The organism is Microbacterium sp. DMC48 (genome assembly GCF_056313825.1).
In genome coordinates this window covers 325,663-345,405 of sequence record NZ_JBQUZN010000004.1, presented here as the reverse complement: position 1 = coordinate 345,405, position 19,743 = coordinate 325,663, and the positions used below count along the sequence as shown (strand labels likewise).

At 69.5% G+C, this 19,743-nt stretch carries 16 protein-coding genes; 3 read left to right on the top strand and 13 right to left on the bottom strand.

The window, feature by feature from the left end; all coding sequences use genetic code 11:
• The 11 genes from era to lepA are packed head-to-tail and all read right to left on the bottom strand — an operon-like array spanning position 1 to position 10,944.
• A complete protein-coding gene (gene era / locus ACT53O_RS06915) occupies positions 1-903 on the bottom strand; it encodes a GTPase Era (RefSeq protein ID WP_036315535.1) in 903 nt (300 codons plus the stop codon).
• Positions 900-2,219, bottom strand: coding sequence for a hemolysin family protein (locus tag ACT53O_RS06910; protein ID WP_112931470.1), 1,320 nt, complete (start codon positions 2,217-2,219; stop codon positions 900-902). The genes era and ACT53O_RS06910 overlap by 4 nt, the downstream gene beginning before the upstream one ends.
• Positions 2,216-2,683: an rRNA maturation RNase YbeY gene (ybeY, locus tag ACT53O_RS06905; protein ID WP_036315531.1), complete on the bottom strand. Its 468-nt coding sequence runs from the start codon at positions 2,681-2,683 to the stop codon at positions 2,216-2,218. The genes ACT53O_RS06910 and ybeY overlap by 4 nt, the downstream gene beginning before the upstream one ends.
• Positions 2,680-3,822 carry a PhoH family protein gene (locus tag ACT53O_RS06900; RefSeq protein ID WP_476151638.1) on the bottom strand — a complete coding sequence of 381 codons (1,143 nt, stop codon included), beginning with the start codon at positions 3,820-3,822 and terminating at the stop codon, positions 2,680-2,682. The genes ybeY and ACT53O_RS06900 overlap by 4 nt, the downstream gene beginning before the upstream one ends.
• Positions 3,815-4,162, bottom strand: a complete 348-nt coding sequence (locus ACT53O_RS06895; protein ID WP_476151637.1) for an HIT domain-containing protein — start codon at positions 4,160-4,162, stop codon at positions 3,815-3,817. The genes ACT53O_RS06900 and ACT53O_RS06895 overlap by 8 nt, the downstream gene beginning before the upstream one ends.
• Positions 4,163-4,185: 23 nt before the next feature.
• Positions 4,186-4,938: a 16S rRNA (uracil(1498)-N(3))-methyltransferase gene (locus ACT53O_RS06890; protein WP_476151636.1), complete on the bottom strand. Its 753-nt coding sequence runs from the start codon at positions 4,936-4,938 to the stop codon at positions 4,186-4,188.
• Between the two features lies 1 nt (position 4,939).
• Positions 4,940-6,049, bottom strand: a complete 1,110-nt coding sequence (gene dnaJ, locus ACT53O_RS06885; RefSeq protein WP_112931467.1) for a molecular chaperone DnaJ — start codon at positions 6,047-6,049, stop codon at positions 4,940-4,942.
• A gap of 52 nt (positions 6,050-6,101) precedes the next feature.
• Positions 6,102-7,139 carry a heat-inducible transcriptional repressor HrcA gene (hrcA, locus tag ACT53O_RS06880; protein WP_112931466.1) on the bottom strand — a complete coding sequence of 346 codons (1,038 nt, stop codon included), beginning with the start codon at positions 7,137-7,139 and terminating at the stop codon, positions 6,102-6,104.
• Positions 7,140-7,197: 58 nt separating this feature from the next.
• Positions 7,198-8,415: a radical SAM family heme chaperone HemW gene (hemW, locus tag ACT53O_RS06875; RefSeq protein ID WP_476151635.1), complete on the bottom strand. Its 1,218-nt coding sequence runs from the start codon at positions 8,413-8,415 to the stop codon at positions 7,198-7,200.
• Positions 8,415-9,065, bottom strand: coding sequence for a DUF1990 family protein (locus ACT53O_RS06870; RefSeq protein ID WP_135949781.1), 651 nt, complete (start codon positions 9,063-9,065; stop codon positions 8,415-8,417). The genes hemW and ACT53O_RS06870 overlap by 1 nt, the downstream gene beginning before the upstream one ends.
• Before the next feature lie 28 nt (positions 9,066-9,093).
• Positions 9,094-10,944 carry a translation elongation factor 4 gene (gene lepA / locus ACT53O_RS06865; protein ID WP_135949780.1) on the bottom strand — a complete coding sequence of 617 codons (1,851 nt, stop codon included), beginning with the start codon at positions 10,942-10,944 and terminating at the stop codon, positions 9,094-9,096.
• A gap of 306 nt (positions 10,945-11,250) precedes the next feature.
• Here lepA and ACT53O_RS06860 point away from each other — a divergent pair, with 306 nt between their 5' ends.
• Positions 11,251-15,999 (top strand): ExeM/NucH family extracellular endonuclease, encoded by a 4,749-nt coding sequence (locus ACT53O_RS06860; protein WP_476151634.1) that lies wholly within the window; start codon positions 11,251-11,253, stop codon positions 15,997-15,999.
• 121 nt (positions 16,000-16,120) lie between these two features.
• Complete coding sequence (locus ACT53O_RS06855) at positions 16,121-16,864, top strand: alpha/beta fold hydrolase (RefSeq protein WP_112931463.1); 744 nt, start codon at positions 16,121-16,123, stop codon at positions 16,862-16,864.
• Here ACT53O_RS06855 and ACT53O_RS06850 read toward each other — a convergent pair.
• Positions 16,794-18,089, bottom strand: coding sequence for an MFS transporter (locus ACT53O_RS06850; protein ID WP_476151633.1), 1,296 nt, complete (start codon positions 18,087-18,089; stop codon positions 16,794-16,796). The genes ACT53O_RS06855 and ACT53O_RS06850 overlap by 71 nt on opposite strands.
• A 238-nt stretch (positions 18,090-18,327) precedes the next feature.
• Between ACT53O_RS06850 and rpsT the strand changes: the two genes are divergently transcribed.
• Complete coding sequence (rpsT, locus tag ACT53O_RS06845; protein ID WP_036285140.1) at positions 18,328-18,588, top strand: 30S ribosomal protein S20; 261 nt, start codon at positions 18,328-18,330, stop codon at positions 18,586-18,588.
• 68 nt (positions 18,589-18,656) lie between these two features.
• On the opposite strand, the gene holA is transcribed toward rpsT, so the two are convergent.
• Positions 18,657-19,703 (bottom strand): DNA polymerase III subunit delta, encoded by a 1,047-nt coding sequence (holA, locus tag ACT53O_RS06840; protein WP_036315495.1) that lies wholly within the window; start codon positions 19,701-19,703, stop codon positions 18,657-18,659.
• Positions 19,704-19,743: the final 40 nt, after the last annotated feature.

Genomic DNA, 19,743 nt, shown 5'->3' with positions numbered 1-19,743 from the left:
TCAGAATCCCAGCCTTCCGAGTTGCTTCGGATCGCGTTGCCATTCCTTGGCGACGCGCACGTGCAGCTTCAAGAACACCTTGGTGCCCACGAGCGGTTCGATCTGGGCGCGGGCGCGCGCGCCGACCGACGCGAGGCGCGAGCCCTTGTGTCCGATGATGATGGCCTTCTGGCTGTCGCGCTCGACGACGAGGTTCGCGTAGATGTCGGTCAGCTCGCCCTCGTCGCGGCGGGAGATATCGTCGATCGTGACGGCGATCGAGTGCGGCAGCTCGTCTCGAACGCCTTCCAGCGCCGCCTCGCGGATGATCTCGGCGATGCGGTCCTCCAGCGACTCATCCGTGACGACACCGTCCTCGTAGAGGGCGGGTCCTTCGGGCATGAGCGTCAGCAGCTCGTCGGCGAGCACGTCCAGCTGCTCGTTCGCGACGGCGGAGAGGGGGATGACGGCATCCCAGTCCTCGCGCAGACTGTCGACCTCCATCAGTCGTTCGGTGATCTCGTCGCGCGATGCGATGTCGGTCTTCGTGACGATGGCGACCTTCTTCGCGCGGGGGTACCCGTCGAGGGATGCCGCGATACGCCGGTCGCCCGGACCCACCTTCTCCGTGGCCGGCACGAGGAAGCCGATCGCGTCCACGTCGCCGAGGACCTGCTCGACGAGGTCGTTCAGGCGCTGGCCGAGCAGCGTGCGCGGCTTGTGGATGCCGGGGGTGTCGACGATGACGAGCTGGCCGGCGGGGCGGTTGACGATGCCGCGGATCGCGCGCCGCGTCGTCTGTGGCTTGTCGGAGGTGATCGCGACCTTCTCACCCACCAGGGCGTTCGTCAGCGTGGACTTGCCGACGTTGGGTCGGCCGACGAAGGTGACGAACCCGGAGCGGGTCTGCGGGCTGGCGGTCATCGGTGGGAGTCCTCCCGATCGGTGCGGTTGTCGTCGCCGAAGGCGGCGTCGACGGCGAGCAGGCTGTCGGTGGGTTCGACGAACACGGTGGCCAGGCCTCGTCCGCGTCCGCGGGAGGCCCCACCCGTCAGCCGCAGCCCGGAGTACTCCGCGGTCGCCCCCGGCAGGGGCACGCGGCCGAGCAGCTTGCCCAGCAGGCCGCCGATCGAGTCGACGTCCTCGTCCTCCAGCTCCAGGCCGAACAACTCCCCGACCTCGTCGAGTCCCAGTCGTGCGCTCACGCGGAAACGTCCCTCGCCGAGGTCGACGATCTCGTTGGAGCGGGCATCGTACTCGTCGGAGATCTCGCCGACGAGCTCCTCGATGAGGTCTTCGAGGGTCACGAGTCCCGACACGCCGCCGTACTCGTCGACGACGAGACAGACGTGCACGGCATCCCGCTTCATCTGCTGCAGGAGCGTCTCGGCCTTCATCGACTCCGGGACGAAGACGGCGGGGCGGGCGATCTGTGCGACCGGCGCGTCACGCCATGCGGTCTCGTCGCGATACGCGAACTGCACGAGGTCTTTGAGGTAGACGACACCGGTGATGTCGTCGGCCTCGCCGTCGGCGACGGGCACGCGCGAGACGCCCTTGTCGAGGAAGAGCTGCATCGCCTGCTGCGTCGTGGCCGCGGCATCCATCGTCACCATGTCGGTGCGCGGAACCATCACCTCGCGCACGTACGTGTCGGTGAACTCGAACACGGAGTGGATGAGCTCGCGGTCGTCCTCTTCGATGAGGTCCTGGGACGCGGCCTCGTCGACCATGCTCAGCAACTGCTCCTCGCTGGCGAACGACGCTCCGCGATGGATGCCGGGGGTCACCCGGTTGCCGACGATGACGAGGAGATGCGCGAGGGGGCCGAGGACGATGCGCGCGCCGCGCACGAGCGGGGCGCACGCCCGCAGCAGTCCGCGCGCGTGCTGGCGGCCCACGGCGCGAGGGCTCGCCCCGACCAGGACGAACGACACCACGGTCATCAGCACCGCAGCGGCCAGCATGGCCCACCAGATGCTGTCGAACGCGATCGTGAACGCCACGGTCACGACGACGGCCGCCGTCGTCTCGGCGAGGATCCTGATGAATACGACGGCGTTGCCGTGCGCTTCGGGATCGGCGCCGATCCGGCCGAGAGCGGCCGCGCTGCGTCCTGTCGTCGCCATCTCGGCGAGGTCGGCGCGCGAGGTGACGCCGAGCGCCGCATCCAGCGCCGCCATCAGACCGCCGAGCGCGACCAGGAGGGCCGCCGCGATGAGGAGGAGGATCTCTGTCATGCGCGTCGTCGGCGCTCCGACGCGTGGAATGCCGCAATCAGATCGCGCTGCAGACCGAACATCTCGCGCTCCTCCTCGGGCTCGGCGTGATCGAAGCCCAGGAGGTGCAGCAGTCCGTGCGTGGTGAGCAGGATCAGCTCGTCGACGGTCGTGTGGCCCGCCGCCTGGGCCTGCGTCTCGGCGACCTGGGGGCAGAGCACGATGTCGCCCAGCAGACCCGGCGGCGTGGGCTGCTCCTGCGTTCCCGGTCGCAACTCGTCCATAGGGAAGCTGAGCACATCGGTGGGACCCGGTTCGTCCATCCACTGCACGTGCAGGGCCTCCATCGCGCCCTCGTCGACGAGGAGGATCGCGACATCGGCATCCGGACTGACGTGCAGCTCGGCGAGGTTGTTCTCGGTCAGACGCAGCAGCACGGTCTCGTCGATCTCGACGCCGGACTCATTGGTGATCTCGATGGTCATGAGCGTCCTCGCTGTGTTCCGTGGGGGCCTTGGTGTCCCCGGTTGTCCCGGGGCGGCAGGTGGTCTCTCGGTCCGCTGGAGCGCGGGATGCCGCTGCGCCGCTCGGCGCGGTTGGCGAACTCGGCGGCCTCGTCGCGCTCTCGCCGCGCGGCGAGACGCTGCTCGTCGTACACGCTGTACGCGTCGACGATCCGGCCGACGAGGCTGTGGCGCACCACGTCCTCACTCGTCAGCATCGCGAAGTGGATGTCGTCGATGTCCTTCAGCACGCGGGTGACCAGCCGCAGCCCCGAGGCTCCTTGCGGCAGGTCGACCTGCGTGATGTCACCGGTCACGACCATGTGGGTGCCGAAGCCCAGACGCGTGAGGAACATCTTCATCTGCTCCGGCGTCGTGTTCTGGGCCTCGTCGAGGACGACGAACGAGTTGTTGAGCGTCCGCCCGCGCATGTACGCCAGCGGAGCGACCTCGATCGTGCCCGACGCCATGAGCTTGGGGACGATCTCGGGGTCCATCATCTCGTTGAGCGCGTCGTAGAGCGGGCGCAGGTACGGGTCGATCTTGTCGGTCAGGGTGCCGGGCAGAAAGCCCAGGCGCTCCCCCGCCTCCACCGCCGGTCGAGTCAGAATGATGCGGTCGACTTCCTTGCGCTGCAGGGCCTGAACGGCCTTCGCCATCGCGAGGTAGGTCTTTCCGGTTCCGGCAGGACCGATGCCGAAGACGATCGTGTTCTCGTCGATCGCGTCGACATACCGCTTCTGACCGAGCGTCTTCGGGCGGATCGTGCGCCCGCGCGAGCTGAGGATCGCCTCGCCGAGCACTTCTGACGGGCGTTCGCCGGAGTCGGCGCGGAGAATACGGTTCGAGGTCTGCACGTCGGAGGGTTCGAGACCGTGACCTGCGCGGGCCATGGCGATCAGCTCGTCGACCAGAGCGCGGGCGCGGGCGACGGAGGCGGGAAGGCCGGTCAGTGTGATCTCATTGCCGCGCACGTGCACCTGCACGTCGGGGTGTTCGCGCTCCACGACCCGCAGCAGCCGGTCCTGCGGTCCGAGCAGCTGGACCATCGCCACGCCGTCGGCGAGAATCCGGTCGACGGCGGGTGCGGTCGCGTACGCGTCGTCGGTGGAATCAGCCACCGAGGCTCCCCTCGTCCAGTCCTCCCGCGAGCACGTGCGCGTGGACGTGGAACACGCTCTGGCCGGCGGCCGGACCGGTGTTGAACACGAGGCGGAAGTCGCCGTCGGCGTGTTCGGCGGCGAGCGTGTTCGCCAGCCCCACCATCTCGCTCATGAGAGCCGGGTCGGATGCCGCGAGCTCGACGACGTCGCGGTAGGCGGCGCTCTTGGGGATCACCAGCAGGTGCACCGGTGCCTGTGGTGCGATGTCGCGGATCGCGAACACGTTCTCGGTCTCGGCAAGGATCTCGGCCGGGATCTCGCCCTCCAGGATGCGCGTGAAGATGGACGGTTCGCTCATACTCCGAGTGTAGTCAGCGCCCGTCACCAGCGGCCGAGGCGGGCGTTGACCACGGCGAGGGCAGCCGGTCCCGCGGTGGAGGTGCGCAGCACCGTGTTGCCGAGGCGGACGGCGATGGCTCCGGCATCCGCGAGCGCGTCGAGTTCGTCGGGGGCGATGCCGCCTTCGGGGCCGACGACGAGAACGATCTCCGCGCCGTCGGCCACAGGGACGGCGCTCAAGGCCGTGGCGGCTGTGGGCTCCAGCACGAGAACGCGCGCGTCCGCGGCACGTGCGGCGAGGCCGGCGACGGACACCGGCGCCGACACGCGCGGAACCCATGGGCGGTGCGCCTGCTTGGCGGCTTCGCGGACGATGCTCTGCCAGCGTGCGACGCCCTTGATGGCCTTGTCGTCGCTCCAGCGCGATACGCTGCGCGCGCCCTGCCACGGCACGATCTCGTCGACGCCGAGCTCGGTTGCCGCCTGCACCGCGAGCTCGTCGCGGTCGCCTTTCGCAAGCGCCTGAGCGAGCACGAGGCGCGGGCTGGGTGGCGCGGCGACGGTGCGGGCGGTCACCGTCACCGCGACGCGTTTGGGTGCGGATGCCGCGACGACACCGGTGAGCCAGACGCCGGCACCGTCGCCCACCGTCACCTCTTCGCCGACGCGGACGCGACGCACGACCGCCGCATGATGAGCCTCGGCACCGGCGATGATGATCTCGTCGCCCGGAGCGGCGTCGGCGACGGCGGGCCCGTCCTCCGACGGCTCGTCGACGAGGAAGTGCAGAGCCATCTCAGCCGCGGAACCGGTCGCGCAGCTTCGAGAACATGCCCTGGTGGAACTGCGCCAGGCGGGGAGCCGGGGCCTTCGTCCGCTTGGCGAAGTCCTCGATGAGTGCGCGCTCCTTGGCGTCGAGCTTCGTCGGCGTGACGACCTGCACGCCGACCCGAAGGTCGCCGCGTGTGCCGCCGCGCAGGGGCGTGATGCCGCGGCCCTTGATCGTCAGGACGTCACCGGACTGCACTCCGGAGCGCACCTCGAGGTCGACGTCGCCGTCGAGCGAGGAGATCGTGGTGTGCGTGCCGAGGATCGCATCGGGCATCGACACTTCGAGGGTGGCGAGCAGGTCATCGCCTTCCCGGCTGAAGACCTCGTGGGTGGCGACGGTGACCTCGAGGTAGAGATCGCCGTTCGGACCGCCCGCGGGGCCGACCTCCCCGGAGCCCGGCAGCTGCAGGCGGAGTCCGGTCTCGACGCCCCCGGGGATGTCGACCGAGACCGTCCGCCGCGCGCGGACGCGGCCCTGGCCCTGGCAGCTCGCGCACGGGTAAGGGATCGTGGTGCCGTAGCCCTGGCAGGTGGTGCAGGGCTGAGAGGTGACGACGTTGCCGAGGAGGCTGCGCACGGTGCGCTGCACCTGACCGGATCCGTGGCAGATGTCGCAGGTCGCCGGTTGCGTCCCGGGCTGGCAGCACGATCCCTGGCACGTCTCGCACAGCACCGCCGTGTCGACCTCGATGTCACGGTGGGTCCCGAACACGACGTCGCCGAGATCGAGGGTCACCCGTACCAGCGCATCCTGGCCGCGCTCACGGCGCGAGCGCGGCCGGCCGGCGCGCGCTCCGCCGCCGCCGAAGAAGGTCTCGAAGATGTCGCCGAAGCCGCCGAAACCCGCGCCGCCTCCGCCGAAGGGCGAGCTGTCGCCGCCCATGTCGTAGCGCTGGCGCTGCTCCGGGTCGCTGAGGACGTCGTAGGCGTGGGTCACGAGCTTGAAGCGCTCGGACGCGTCCGCTCCCGGGTTGACATCGGGGTGCAGTTCGCGCGCGAGACGCCGATACGCCTTCTTGATCTCGTCGGGGCTCGCATCGCGGGATACGCCCAGGACTTCGTAGTGGTCGGCCACAATCGCCTTTCCTGCCCTTGCGGGCGCGGGTCGGTGTTCGGGAGCGGATCGCTCAGCGGGACGTGTCGTCCTCGTCGAGCAGTCGGCTCAGATAGTGCGCGACGGCGCGGACCGCCGCGAGGTTGGTGGGGTAGTCCATTCGGGTGGGGCCGAGGAGGCCGACGCGCGCGCGTGCACCCGTCGCGTCGTACTCGCTCGTGAGGACCGAGGCTTCCGTGAGCCCGAAGGGCTCGTTCTCCCGGCCGATGCTCACCGCGAGTCCCTGGTCGTCGGCGACCATCTCGCCCATCAGACGCAGCAGGGTGACCTGCTCCTCGATGGCCTCCAGCAGCGGGTAGATGCTCCCGCGGAAGTCGCTCTCGCGCCGCGCGAGTGTCGCGCTCCCGGCCATCACGAGCCGGTCCTGGCGGAAGTCCTCCAGTTCCTCGCCGACGATCCGCGCGACGGTGCGCAGCGCGGCATCGATGCGGGTGCCGTCGGGGGCTGACGCCGAGAGTTCGACGATCGCGGCCGCAGCCTCCGCGACGGGCTTGCCCGTGACCAGCCGCGAGATCGCCGTCTTGACCTGCTGGGCGGCCTCTTCGGTGAGTTCCTCGGCGAGGAAGGCCACGCGCTGGGAGACCCGGCCGGTGTCGGTGACGACGATGACGACGACGCGTGCTCCGCCCAGGTGCACGAACTCGACGTGAGTGACGTTCGCGCGGGCGAATGACGGGTACTGCACGATGGCGACCTGGCCGGTGAGCTGTGTGAGGGCGCGCACGGTGCGCATCAAGAGTTCGTCGAGGTCGCCCGGGTCGGTGAGAAACGACGAGATCGCCGAACGCTGCGCCGTCGAGAGCGGGCGCAGCTCGGCGAGATGGTCGACGAACACGCGATATCCCTTGTCGGTGGGCACGCGTCCGGAGGATGTGTGCGGCGCTGCGATGAGCTCCTCGTCCTCCAGGAGCGCCATGTCGTTGCGGATGGTCGCGGCGGACACGCCGAACTGGTGCCGTTCGACGATCGCCTTGCTGCCGACGGGCTCGTGGGTGTCGACGTAGTCCTGCACGATCGCGCGGAGGACCTGCAGGCCGCGTTCCGAGACCATCGCTCCTCCTTATTGGCACTCAGGGTGATCGAGTGCCAATATTACCGCGATCGTGTGCTCAGGCGGTGAGGGCGCGCACCACGGCATCCGCCAGCAGACGTCCACGGCGAGTGAGGACGACGCGACCGCGCACGGCGGATGATCCCTCGATGAGCCCATCGGCGATGAGCGCGGCCACCGCGTGGCGGCCCTCGCCGGTCAGCTCGGCCACCGCGATGCCCTCCGCGATGCGCGAGCGCAGCAGGACGTCCTCGAGTCGCCGTGCGGCGGCATCCGGGCGCTCGCGAGCAGCCGCAGGAGAGGTGCCGGCGGCGAGGCGCTGTGCGTATGCCGCGGGGTGCTTGACGTTCCACCATCGCAGTCCGTCGACATGACTGTGCGCCCCCGGCCCGTAGCCCCACCAGTCCGTGCCGCGCCAGTATGCGAGGTTGTGGCGAGAGCGGTGGGCGGTGTCCGTCGCCCAGTTCGACACCTCGTACCAGCCGAATCCGTTCGCGGCGAACGTCGCGTCGGCCAGCTCGTACATGTCGGCCTGGAGGTCGTCATCCGGTGCGGAGACCTCGCCGCGGCGGATCTGGCGCTCGAGCTTGGTGCCCTCCTCGATGATGAGCGCGTACGCGGAGATGTGATCCGGTCGCAGCGCCACGGCTGCCTCGATCGAGCGGCGCCAGTCGTCCAGCGACTCCCCCGGTGCACCGTAGATCAGATCGACGCTCACGTCGAGGCCCGCCGCGCGTGCCGCGTCGACCGCCGTCTGCACGGCCGCCGGATCGTGGGTGCGGTCGAGGGCGGCGAGCACGTGCGGCACGGCCGACTGCATGCCGATCGACATGCGGGTCACGCCGGCCTCGGCGAGCTCGTGAGCCATCGCGACGGTCACGGTATCGGGATTGGCCTCGACGGTGACCTCGGCATCGGTCGTCAGCGCGAAGGCCGAGCGTATGCCGTCGAGCATCCGGGCCAGATCCCCCGCCGGCAGCAGGGTGGGTGTGCCGCCACCGAAGAACACCGTGGATGCCGCGCGCAGCGGTCCCCGCGCCGACAGTACGTCGCGGGAGAGCGCGATCTCGCGGAGAACCTCGTCGGCGTACGCGTCCTGGCGAGCGCCACGCAGCTCTGTGGCCGTGTAGGTGTTGAAGTCGCAGTAGCCGCAGCGCACGCGGCAGAACGGCACATGCAGGTAGACGCCGAAGTCGCGGGCGGCCTCGATCGTGATGTCCGGCGGCAGCGCGCCGTCGAGCGGAGCGGGATCGCCGAGGGGAAGGGCGGAGCCCATCAGGCCGGCGTCGTGTACAGCGGTGAGAGGGCGCGCAGGTACCCGCGGAAGAGCTCGCGCCGGCGACGCTTCACCAGAGCCGGAACGACGCGGTAGAGCGTGGCGACGGGACGGTCGAAAGCGCGCACCGTGAACCGGACTTCGTCGTTGTCCGCCCAGGTCACGACGAACGATTCCTCGCCACTGACGACGGAGTCCCCGACGGTTCCGAGTGCAAACCCCACGCGTCGCGGCTCTTCGATCGCGTAGATGACGCGCAGCTCACCGTCCGCGTTCATGCCCTTGACATGTCCCCGCACCCGTACGGTCGTTCCCGCCGCGACGTAGGGCGTGCCGTCGGCGTCGAAGCGCTGATCGGCGTCCATGCGGCTCGCCACCGTCGGATTGCCGTCGACGTCGTAGCCGACTCCCGTGTACATCGGGCCGGCAGCCGGACGCACGTCCGAGATCTCCAGCCCCGCACCGCGCAGCGCCGTCCACGACAGCAGCGCGTCGGCCGATGACTCGAAGCGCGCCTTCCCGCTGCCGAGCAGCCAGGAGTCCTCCGCCGGAACGCTGTTCTCGGGCGGATAGCTCATGAGGTCGTGCGCCTGCGTGGCGCCGACGGCGGCATAGTCGACCGTGTCGTCCTGAAAGCTTCCGCGACGCATGATGTCCAGCCTAACCGGGGCGTCCTGCCTACTTCTTGTCCTTGCCCTCGACATCGCCGGAGAGCGCGGCGATGAAGGCTTCCTGGGGCACCTCGACACGACCAACCATCTTCATGCGCTTCTTGCCCTCCTTCTGCTTCTCCAGCAGCTTGCGCTTACGGGTGATGTCGCCGCCGTAGCACTTGGCGAGCACGTCCTTGCGGATGGCTCGGATGTTCTCGCGCGCGATGATGCGTGCGCCGATGGCGGCCTGGATGGGCACCTCGAACTGCTGGCGCGGAATGAGCTTGCGGAGGCGTTCGGTCATCAGAGTGCCGTACGCGTACGCCTTCTCGCGGTGGACGATCGAGCTGAACGCGTCGACCTTCTCACCCTGCAGCAGGATGTCGACCTTGACCAGATCGGCCTCCTGGGATCCGGCGGGCTCGTAATCGAGGCTCGCGTAGCCCTGTGTCTTCGACTTCAGTTGATCGAAGAAGTCGAAGACGATCTCGCCGAGCGGCATGTTGTAGCGCAGCTCGACCCGGTCCTCACTGAGGTATTCCATGCCGAGGAGCGTTCCGCGGCGCTGCTGGCAGAGCTCCATCACCGTGCCCACGTAATCCTTGGGCAACAGGATGCCGACCTTGACGACCGGCTCGGAGACACTCGCGACGCGCCCGTCGGGGTACTCGCTCGGGTTGGTGACCGTGACCGACTCGCCCGTGTCGGTCGTGACCTCGTACGTCACCGAGGGTGCCGTGGTGATGAGGTCGAGGCCGAACTCGCGCGACAGGCGCTCCGTGATGATCTCCAGGTGCAGCAGGCCCAGGAACCCGCAGCGGAATCCGAAGCCCAGGGCGACGGAGGTCTCCGGCTCGTACTGCAGCGAGGCGTCCGACAGCTTCAACTTGTCCAACGCCTCACGCAGGTCGGCGTAGTCGCTGCCGTCGATCGGGTAGATCCCGCTGAACACCATCGGCTTGGGGTCGGTGTAGCCGGCCAGTGCTTCGCTCGCGGGCTTGCGCTGGTTGGTGATCGTGTCGCCGACCTTCGACTGGCGCACGTCCTTCACGCCGGTGATCAGGTAGCCCACTTCGCCGACGCCGAGGCCCCGGGTCGGAACCGGCTCGGGGCTGGAGACACCGATCTCGAGCAGGTCGTGCGTCGCGCGCGTGGACATCATCTGAATGCGCTCGCGCGGCTCGAGCTTGCCGTCGACCATGCGGACGTACGTCACCACGCCGCGGTAGGCATCGTAGACCGAGTCGAAGATCATGGCGCGCGCCGGGGCCGCGGCGTCTCCGACCGGGGCGGGGATGCGCTCGACGATGCGATCGAGCAGCTCCTCCACCCCCATGCCCGTCTTGCCGGACACCCGCAGCACGTCGGCGGGGTCGCCGCCGATGAGGTTCGCAAGCTCTGCGGCGTACTTCTCGGGATCGGCGGCGGGCAGATCGATCTTGTTGAGAACCGGGATGATCTGGAGGTCGTTCTCCAGCGCCAGGTAGAGGTTCGCAAGGGTCTGCGCTTCGATTCCCTGCGCGGCGTCGACCAGGAGGATGGCGCCTTCGCAGGCGGCGAGCGAGCGCGAGACCTCGTATGTGAAGTCCACGTGGCCGGGGGTGTCGATCATGTTCAGTGCGAAGGTGCCCTCGGCGGTGGCCCAGGGCATGCGGACGGCCTGCGACTTGATGGTGATGCCGCGCTCGCGCTCGATGTCCATGCGATCGAGGTACTGCGCACGCATGTCGCGGTCCGAGACCACACCGGTGATCTGCAGCATGCGGTCGGCCAGCGTGGACTTGCCGTGGTCGATGTGGGCGATGATGCAGAAATTGCGGATCAGCTCTGGAGGGGTCGCAGACGGCTCGAGAGGCTTCAGGGCGCGGGGTGACATGTCCCGTGCAGTCTACCGGCGTCTGCAGGGCGGGCCCCGCGCGACCGCGCGCGGGACTTTAGCCTCTCCCTCACGCGACGCGCCAGGGCTGCGCCGGATGAGAAAGAGTTAACCGCCCCTTCTCTTGCCGCCGCGATCCGCGCCACGGAAGCTCGATCTCACGTTCGATGGGACCGGATGTCGTGCGGCGTTCACTTCGGTGAAACCTTTTCGTCTCACAGCCACCTCATCATCGGCACTCAATCACCGAAGAGGACCGCCGTGTATGCGGCTGTCCGCTGTTGCATGCGAAACCAGGGAGAACACGTGTCAGATCCGACACGGGACGCCACGCGTCCCACCGCCGAGAGGCGGAACAGGCGCGCGATCGTCGCCGCCATCACCGCCGGAGCCCTCGCCCTCAGCGGCGCGGGATTCGCGACCATTCCGGCTCAGGCGGCCGTCTCGCCGAACGCCGCCGTGCTGATCAACGAGGTGTACGGCGGGGGCGGCAACTCCGGCGCCACCTACACCCACGACTTCGTCGAGCTCGTGAACGTCTCGTCGGCGCCGGTCAGCCTCGACGGCTGGACGCTGCAGTACGCCGCAGCAGGCGGCGACAAGAAGTTCTCGGCGCAGCCCCTCAGCGGCACCATCGCCGCCGGACACACCTTCCTCGTCCAGGAGGCGAAGGGGCAAGGCGGGACGACGCCCCTTCCGACACCGGATGCCGTCGGCTCGCTCGCGCTGAGCGGGACGACCGGCAAGGTGGCCCTCGTCTCGAATGAGACCATCGTGACCGGACCGAGCGACGCCGACGTCGTCGACTACGTGGCCTGGGGTTCGTCCGCGACCCCCGCGGCCGGCTCGCCCGCACCCGGTACCGAGAACCCGACGAGCATCTCGCGCGACGCGTCGCACACCAACACCGCCGTCAACAGCGCGGACTTCGCCGTGGGCGCCCCCACTCCGCAGAACTCCGGTGCGGGCACGGAGCCGACGCCCGCGCCGACCGGCACCGCGTCTCCCTCTCCCGAGCCCACGACGACGTCCACCCCGACGCCGCAGCCGACCTCGACGGGAACCCCCGGGACCGAGACGATCACACCGATCGCGGCGATCCAAGGCTCCGGCGACAGCACCCCGCTGAACGGCCAGACCGTCACGACCGAAGGCGTCGTCACCGCTCAGTATGCGACCGGCGGCTACAACGGCTACGTCATCCAGACGCCCGGGACCGGCGGCGCGATCGATCTGAGCGCCCACACGGCATCCGACGCCATCTTCGTCTACGCGAAGACCCCGGCCGTCGCCAACGAGGTCGCGCTCGGAGACACTGTCCGCGTCACCGGCAAGGCGTCCGAGTTCAACGGCCTCACCCAGCTCGCGGTCGACACGGGCGCGGCTCGCAAGATCGACGCGGCTGCGGCCCCGAAGCCCGTCGTGCTCACGACGTGGCCGGCCTCGATCGCCCAGCGCGAGAGCCTCGAGTCGATGCTCGTGAGCGTCACCGGCACCTTCACGGTGACCAACACCAACAACACCAACCGCTATGGCGAAGTGGGTCTCGCCGCCGGCAGCGGCGTGCTCCGTCAGCCGACGGACGTCGCCCGCCCCGGCAGCGCCGAGGCCGCCGCGGCCGCGGCGGACAACCTAGCCCGCGGCGTCGTCCTCGACGACGGCGGTTCGCTCGACTATGCCGCGCGCGCCAACAACGGCACCGGTGCGCTCCTGAACGGAGACCTGACGCCGGCGTACGTTTCGCTCGACAAGCCGGTCGTCGTGGGCGCCACCGCGTCCCTGAGCGGCTCGTTCGTGCTGGACTACCGCAACAACGCGTGGAAGCTGAACCCGGTGACCTTCCTCGCCGGCGACGGCAAGACGCAGGGTCAGGCGAGCTTCACCAACCCGCGTACCGCAGCTCCTGCCCCCGTCGGCGGCGACCTGAGCGTGGGCTCGTTCAACGTGCTGAACTACTTCACGACGCTCGGCTCGTCCGACGCGGCCTGCCAGCCGTACACCGACCGTGCCGGCGTCGGCACGAACGTCCGGGGAGGCTGCGACCTCCGCGGAGCCTGGGGTGCCGCAGACCTCGCGCGTCAGCAGTCGAAGATCGTCTCGGCGATCAACACACTGGACGCCTCGGTGGTCGGGCTCATGGAGATCGAGAACTCGGCGAAGTCGACGCCGTCGACGCCCGACAAGGCTGTCGCGACCCTGGTCGCGGCGCTGAACGCCGCTGCCGGAAGTGAGAAGTGGGCGTACGTCCCGGCATCCGCGCAGCTGCCCGATGCATCCGAGCAGGACGTCATCCGCAACGCGATCATCTACCAGCCCGCCCGCGTCGCACCCGTCGGTGAGGCTCTGGCGCTCGGGACGCAGTCGGGATCCGGACAGGCCTTCGACAACGCGCGCGAGCCGATCGCGCAGAAGTTCGCGCCCGCCGGTGGCGGCGAGCCGTTCCTCTTCGTCGTGAACCACTTCAAGTCCAAGGGTTCCAGCGGCGCCAGCGGCGCGCAGGCCGACCAGAAGGACGGACAGGGGGCGTGGAACCCGGCCCGGGTCGCGCAGGCGAGCGCGTTGCGCGACTGGGTCTCTTCCCTCACCGCGAACGGAGAAGCGGCGGTGCTCGTCGGCGACTTCAACTCCTACACCCAGGAGGACCCGCTGAAGGTCCTCTACGACGCGGGTTACACGGATGCCGAGTCGGCGCTGAAGGTGGGGCGTTCCACGTACTCGTTCGACGGCCTCTCCGGCTCGCTCGACCACGTGCTGCTGAACGCCGCGGCCTGGAAGCGCGTCACGGGCGGCGACGTCTGGAACATCAACTCCGGGGAGTCGGTGGCGCTGGAGTACAGCCGCTACAACAACCACGGCACGCTGTTCTGGCAGGACGGCCCGTACCGCTCGAGCGACCACGATCCGCTGAAAGTCGGTCTGTCGACCCGTAAGAGCGCACCGACGACGATCGACATCCTGACGATCAACGACTTCCACGGTCGCATCGAGGCCGGATCGCAGGGTGAGGCGGGCGCTGCCGTCCTCGCCGGCGCCGTCGCGGCCAAGAAGGCGCAGAACCCGAACACGCTCCTGGTCTCGGCCGGCGACAACATCGGGGCCTCGACGTTCACGTCGCTCATCCAACAGGACACCCCGACCATCGATGCCCTGAAGGCATCCGGCCTGGAGGTGTCGGCGGTGGGCAACCACGAGTTCGACCGTGGTTTCGCCGACCTGAAGAACCGGGTGCTTCCGCGCTTCGGTGGCAACACCGACCCGTCGAAGGCGACACCGGAGCAGATCGCGGCGGGCTCGCCCTACGCGCTCGGTGCCAACGTCTACCAGAAGGGCACGAAGACGCCGGCGCTGCCGGAGTACACCGTGAAGACACTCGACGGCGTGCGCGTCGCCTTCATCGGCACCGTCACCACCGACACGGCACGCATGGTCGATCCGCAGGGCATCAAGGACATCGACTTCGGCGACCAGCTCGAAGCGGCCAACCGCGTCGCCGACAAGATCGCCGCAGGCGACCTCGCCGATGTGACCGTGCTGCTCACGCACTCCGGGTCGTCGGTGTCGAACCAGTGCGATGCGGTCGCCACCGACCCGTCGGACTTCGGCACCCTCATCCGCGGAGCGTCGGCCCACATCGACGCCATCGTGTCGGCCCACACCCACCAGACCTACGCGTGCAACATGCAGGTGGGCTCCAGTGGGAAGCTGCGTCCCGTCATCCAGGCGTCCGAGTACGGCAAGGCGCTCGGCCAGCTCTCGCTGACGTACGACACCGACGCTCACGAGCTGGTGTCGGCGACCGGATCCACGCAGACGCTCGCGAAGGCCTACCCGGCCGACGCGTCGGTCGCCTCGATGGTCGCCGGCTTCACGGCCCAGGCGAACACGATCGGCGCCCAGCCGGTCGGTGCCATCACGGCCAACATCCTGCGTGGCGGCACGAGCGGGTCGGACCGTGGAGTCGAGTCGACCATGGGCAACACCGTCGCCGACATCTATTTCTGGGCCACCAGCACCAACCCGGCCTACGCGGGCACGAAGGCGCAGATCGCGCTGATGAACCCGGGCGGTTTGCGCGCCGACCTGCGATACACGGGTGACGGCACCGTCACCTACAAGCAGCTCGCCGACGTGCAGCCCTTCGCCAACACGCTCGTCACGGTGACGCTCACGGGTGCCCAGCTGAAGGACATCCTGACGCGCCAGTGGCAGGCGACGGGCGACCGTCCCAAGCTGCACCTGGGTGTCTCGAAGGGGTTCACCTACGAGTACACCGAGGATGCCCCGCCCGCCGGTCAGACGGCCTCGCGGTCGGGACACATCGTGTCGATGTCGCTGGACGGAAAGAAGATCACCGACGCCGACACGTTCACGGTGGTGACGAACTCGTTCCTCGCCAACGGCGGAGACGGCTTCACGCCGTTCGCCCAGGGGACGAACCGCACCGACACCGGTCAGGTCGACCTCGACGCAACCCTTGCGTACGCGAAGGCGATCAAGCCGATCGCCCCGTCGTCGGTGGGGCGCGCCGTCCTGGTCAGCGACACCACCCCGTCGCCGACTCCGACCGCGACTCCGACGGCAACGCCGAGCGCGTCGCCGACCGGCGCGCCGTCGCCCTCTCCGACGAGCACGCTGCCGGCAACCGGCGGGGTGACGGTGGGTGCGTCGAGCACGGGCCTGTCTGCGGACGGGCGGATCGAGCGCGGGTCTTCGTTCACCGTGACCCTGACCGGCCTCGGCGCCTTCGAGCAGGTCGTGGCCACGCTGAACAGCGACCCGATCGTGATCACGGGCATCCCCGCCGCCGATGCGAACGGTCGCGTCACCTTCACGGTGAACGTTCCGCAGTCGCTGCCGCTCGGAACCCACCACCTCATCGTGTTGGGTGCCGACGGCCGGGTGGTCCTGAACCTGCCGTTGCAGGTCATCGGTGAGGGCACACTGGCCACCACCGGTGCGGAGCTTCCGTGGGGGCTCGCCTTCGGGGGCGCGCTCCTGCTTGTCGCCGGGCTTCTGCTGGCGATGACGCGCCGCCGCCGTGTGACCATCGGCTGACGCAGCGGGCGGCTGCCTCGGCAGTCCGCTCCCCCACAGGCCCCGGCCCCGCTTCGGCGGGTGTCCGGGGCCTGCGCCGTGCTCGGCCCCGGCGGTGCCGTCGCTCCGTAAGCTGGCGGGTGTGGCGACGACGGTGGTGATGGTGCACGGCATCCGTACCTCGGCGACGATGTGGCGTGCCCAGGTCGAACATCTGCAGCGCCGCGGTATCGACGCGGTCGCGCTCGACCTCCCTGGCCACGGTGCGCGGATGGCCGAGCAGTTCACGCTCGAGGGCGCATTCGGGACGATCGACCGAGCCGTGCGCGACGCCGCTGAACGAGGTCGCGTGCTGCTCGTCGGCCATTCGATGGGTGGTCTCGTGTCCATCGAGTACGTCGGCGGTGCGGACCGCCCGCCGGTCGACGCCTTCATCGCGGCATCCTGCACCGCCATCCCGCGCGGCGTGGCGCTGCAGACCTACCGCTCGCTCGCCCGCGGGTTCGATCGGCTTCCCGGTCGTGGTGCCCCGATCGCGGAGTGGGTGCTCGATCGCACACTGCCCGCCGAGACGCGCGCCGACTTCGGCGCCGGTGGCTACGCGTATGACGCGCAGGACACGGCGCTGCGCAGTCTGTCGGTGCTCGATCTGCTCGGCGCACTCGGTCGCATCCGGATACCGACATGGTTCGTGAACGGGCAGTTCGACCAATTGCGCATCAACGAGCGGCTGTTCACGTCTCGCGTCCCGGGCGCGGAGCTCATCGTGGTGCCACGGACCTCGCACCTGGTCACCGCGATGCGCCCACGAGTCTTCAACGCCGTGATCGACGTGGCGCTGGCGACGATGGATGCCGCGGCTCCGCCCGCACCATCAGGGTCATGAGTCCGCCGACCACCGACAGCACGGCGCTGCCCAGGAACAGCAGCCAGAATCCCCCGACGGCGGCGACCAGTCCGGCGCCGACCAGCGGCCCGAGCAACTGCCCCAGGCTCGCCGCGACGGTGACGAAGCCCAAGTCGCGAGCGCTGTCCTCCGGAAACGGCAGGAGGTCGGTGCCGAGCGCGAGTCCGACGGCCATGTATGCGCCGTACCCGACGCCCAGCAGTGCGGCCGCGACCAGGGCGAGCTCGAACGAGGGGAACTCCGCCAGCAACACGGCGGCACCGCCCTGCACGAGCGCAGCGGCGGCCGTCAGGCCGCGTCGGCGTCCGGTGCGATCCGAGACCGCCCCCGCCACGATGGATGCCACGACGACGAAGACGGTGTAGACGACGATGAGCAGGAGCAGTTCGTCCTGGGCGCCCGTCGGATCGCGGTGCAGTCCGTAGAGAAGGAAGAACAACAGAAGCCCCGTGCCGAGCGCGTTGCCGATGTTGACCACGAGCCGCCCCCACAGCATCCAGGCGAAATCTCTGTCCCTGAAGACGGCGAAACGCTCCGCGGCGCTCAGACGCGTGCGCGCGGTGTCGGAGGCCGCCGGTGCGGGCGGGTCGGGCAGCATCAGCGCGCCGAGGCCACCGGCGACCAGCAGAATGCTGCCGAGCACGAGGTAGCCCGCGATCACCCCGAGACCGAGAAGGACGATCACCCCGACGCCCACGACGATGCCGAGGGCCTGCGACGACGAGATCGCGGCGGAGGCGGTACCGCGCTGGTCGGTGAGCTGGTCGGCGATCATCGCCGTGAAGGCGGCGGAGGCCACGGCGACGCCGACGGACACACCGATCCACGAGACGGCCACACCCCACGCATCCGTGGCGAAGGCGAGGGCCAGAAGCGAACCGGAACCCAGCAGCACTCCCCCGAGTGCCCACGGGCGACGCCTGCCGAAGGCGCCGCGGGTGCGATCGCTCATGCCGCCGGCGAGCGGGCCGGCGATGACACCCGCCAGGCCGCCCGCGGCCAGCACCAGTCCCGACGACACGACGCCCGAGATCCATCGGTCCGCGTCGCCGGGGGTGTTCAGCTGCAGGGGGATGAGCAGCTGCAGCGGCGTCAGCTGGGCCGTCCAGATCGCCAGCCACGCGAGCGTGAAGAACGTGAACCATGCGGCCCCGGCGCGCCTCGTCGTCGCCGAGGTGTGCGGGCCCGGGGTTGCTGCGGTCACGGCGACTCCTTCGTCGGTGCGCGTCGTCGAGGGGACGGGGCGAGCGGGAACGGAGCCCGATCGATCCGATCATGCCGCATGCCGTGCGGCAACGGGCGCATTGCGGGGGCGGCGCGCGGTGACCTGATAGACTCGGTGATTGGCTTGCGTGTGGGTCCCACCCCGCACGCCGCCGGAGGCGTCCCTCTACCGCTACCCCGGCACATCCATCGAAAACCGAACGAAAGAGCCGTCGAACGTGGCGAACATCAAGTCGCAGATCAAGCGCAACAAGACCAACGAGAAGGCGCGCGAGCGCAACAAGGCCGTCAAGAGCGAGCTGAAGACCGAGGTGCGTCGCACCCGCGAGGCCATCGCCGCCGGTGACAAGGCTGCCGCGGAGAAGGCGCTCGCGAAGGCGTCCAAGAAGCTCGACAAGGCCGTGAGCAAGGGCGTCATCCACGAGAACCAGGCCGCGAACCGCAAGTCGTCGATCGCGAAGCAGGTCGCCGCTCTCTGAGCCGCATCCACATCGACGAAGGCCCGTCCCCGCATCTGCGGCGGCGGGCCTTCGTCGTCGGTGCGGCCTCAGGCGCCGTAGGGAGCCCGGGTGGCGATGATCGTGATGAGTCGCTCCACGGCGAACACGGGATCGCGCGAGGCGCCCTTGACCTCGGCATCCGCTCGCGCCGCCGCCTGGATCGCCAGGCCGAGGCTGGCCTCGTTCCACCCGGTCAGGTCACGCCGGGCGCGGTCGACCTGCCAGTCCTTCATGCCGAGTCGAGCCGCGAGCGACGCGGACGACTCGCGGATGCCGGCGACGCGGGCCATCGTGCGCAGCTTCGAGGCGATCGCCGCGACCAGCGGCACGGGATCCGCTCCGCTGGCCAGGGCATGGCGAAGGGCGACGAGGGCGTCGCCGTAGCGGCCGGCGATGGCGGTATCGGCGACGGTGAAGGCCGAGGTCTCCACACGGCCGCCGTAGTACCGCTCGACGACCTGCTCGGTGATGTCGCCCGGCACATCGGAGATGAGCTGCTGGCAGGCCGCCGCGAGTTCGGTGAGGTCGTCCGAGAAGGCGCCGACGAGGGCACGGAGGGCGACCGGAGCGATCTTCTTGCGCGCGGCCTGGAACTCGCCGGCCGCAAAGTCGAAGCGGTCGGAATCGCGCTTGACCGCTGGGCAGGCGATCTCGATGCCGCCTCCGATGCCGGAGCGGATGGCGTCGAGCAGCTTCTTGCCGCGCACGCTCGAACCCGTGTGGCGGAGAACGACGGTGGCGCCGTCCTGCGGAGCCTCGATGTAGGCGAGGGCCTCCGTCAGGAAGGCGTCGGAGCACTTCTCCACGCCTCCGACGCGCACGAGCCTCGGCTCGCCGAACAGTGACGGAGACGTGAGCGTCAGAAGGCTTCCCGAGGCGTAGTCATCGGCCCGCAGGTCGGAGACCTCCAAGCTCGCGTCCTCCGCGCGCAGGAACTCGCGGATGCCGGCGGTCGCGCGCTCTGCGCAGACGTCCTCCGGTCCCGACACGAGAACGACGGGAGCGGGCTGCGGCGACCGCCAGGAGATCTGCGGGATCGCCGACGCGGCGCGCGCACCCCCACGCGAGGGGGGACGGCGGGGCGCGGACGGCATGAGCACCAGCCTACCGACGGCGTGCGACACCGATGCCGCC

What these genes read in the sequence shown, in the direction of transcription:
- ACT53O_RS06895 (WP_476151637.1), bottom strand. Translation starts at nt 4,162, where the DNA reads ATGAGCGAACCGTCCATCTTCACGCGCATCCTGGAGGGCGAGATCCCG.
- ybeY (WP_036315531.1), bottom strand. Translation starts at nt 2,683, where the DNA reads ATGACCATCGAGATCACCAATGAGTCCGGCGTCGAGATCGACGAGACC.
- ACT53O_RS06910 (WP_112931470.1), bottom strand. Translation starts at nt 2,219, where the DNA reads ATGACAGAGATCCTCCTCCTCATCGCGGCGGCCCTCCTGGTCGCGCTC.
- hrcA (WP_112931466.1), bottom strand. Translation starts at nt 7,139, where the DNA reads ATGGTCTCGGAACGCGGCCTGCAGGTCCTCCGCGCGATCGTGCAGGAC.
- holA (WP_036315495.1), bottom strand. Translation starts at nt 19,703, where the DNA reads ATGCCGTCCGCGCCCCGCCGTCCCCCCTCGCGTGGGGGTGCGCGCGCC.
- era (WP_036315535.1), bottom strand. Translation starts at nt 903, where the DNA reads ATGACCGCCAGCCCGCAGACCCGCTCCGGGTTCGTCACCTTCGTCGGC.
- ACT53O_RS06890 (WP_476151636.1), bottom strand. Translation starts at nt 4,938, where the DNA reads ATGGCTCTGCACTTCCTCGTCGACGAGCCGTCGGAGGACGGGCCCGCC.
- hemW (WP_476151635.1), bottom strand. Translation starts at nt 8,415, where the DNA reads ATGGGCTCCGCCCTTCCCCTCGGCGATCCCGCTCCGCTCGACGGCGCG.
- ACT53O_RS06870 (WP_135949781.1), bottom strand. Translation starts at nt 9,065, where the DNA reads ATGCGTCGCGGAAGCTTTCAGGACGACACGGTCGACTATGCCGCCGTC.
- lepA (WP_135949780.1), bottom strand. Translation starts at nt 10,944, where the DNA reads ATGTCACCCCGCGCCCTGAAGCCTCTCGAGCCGTCTGCGACCCCTCCA.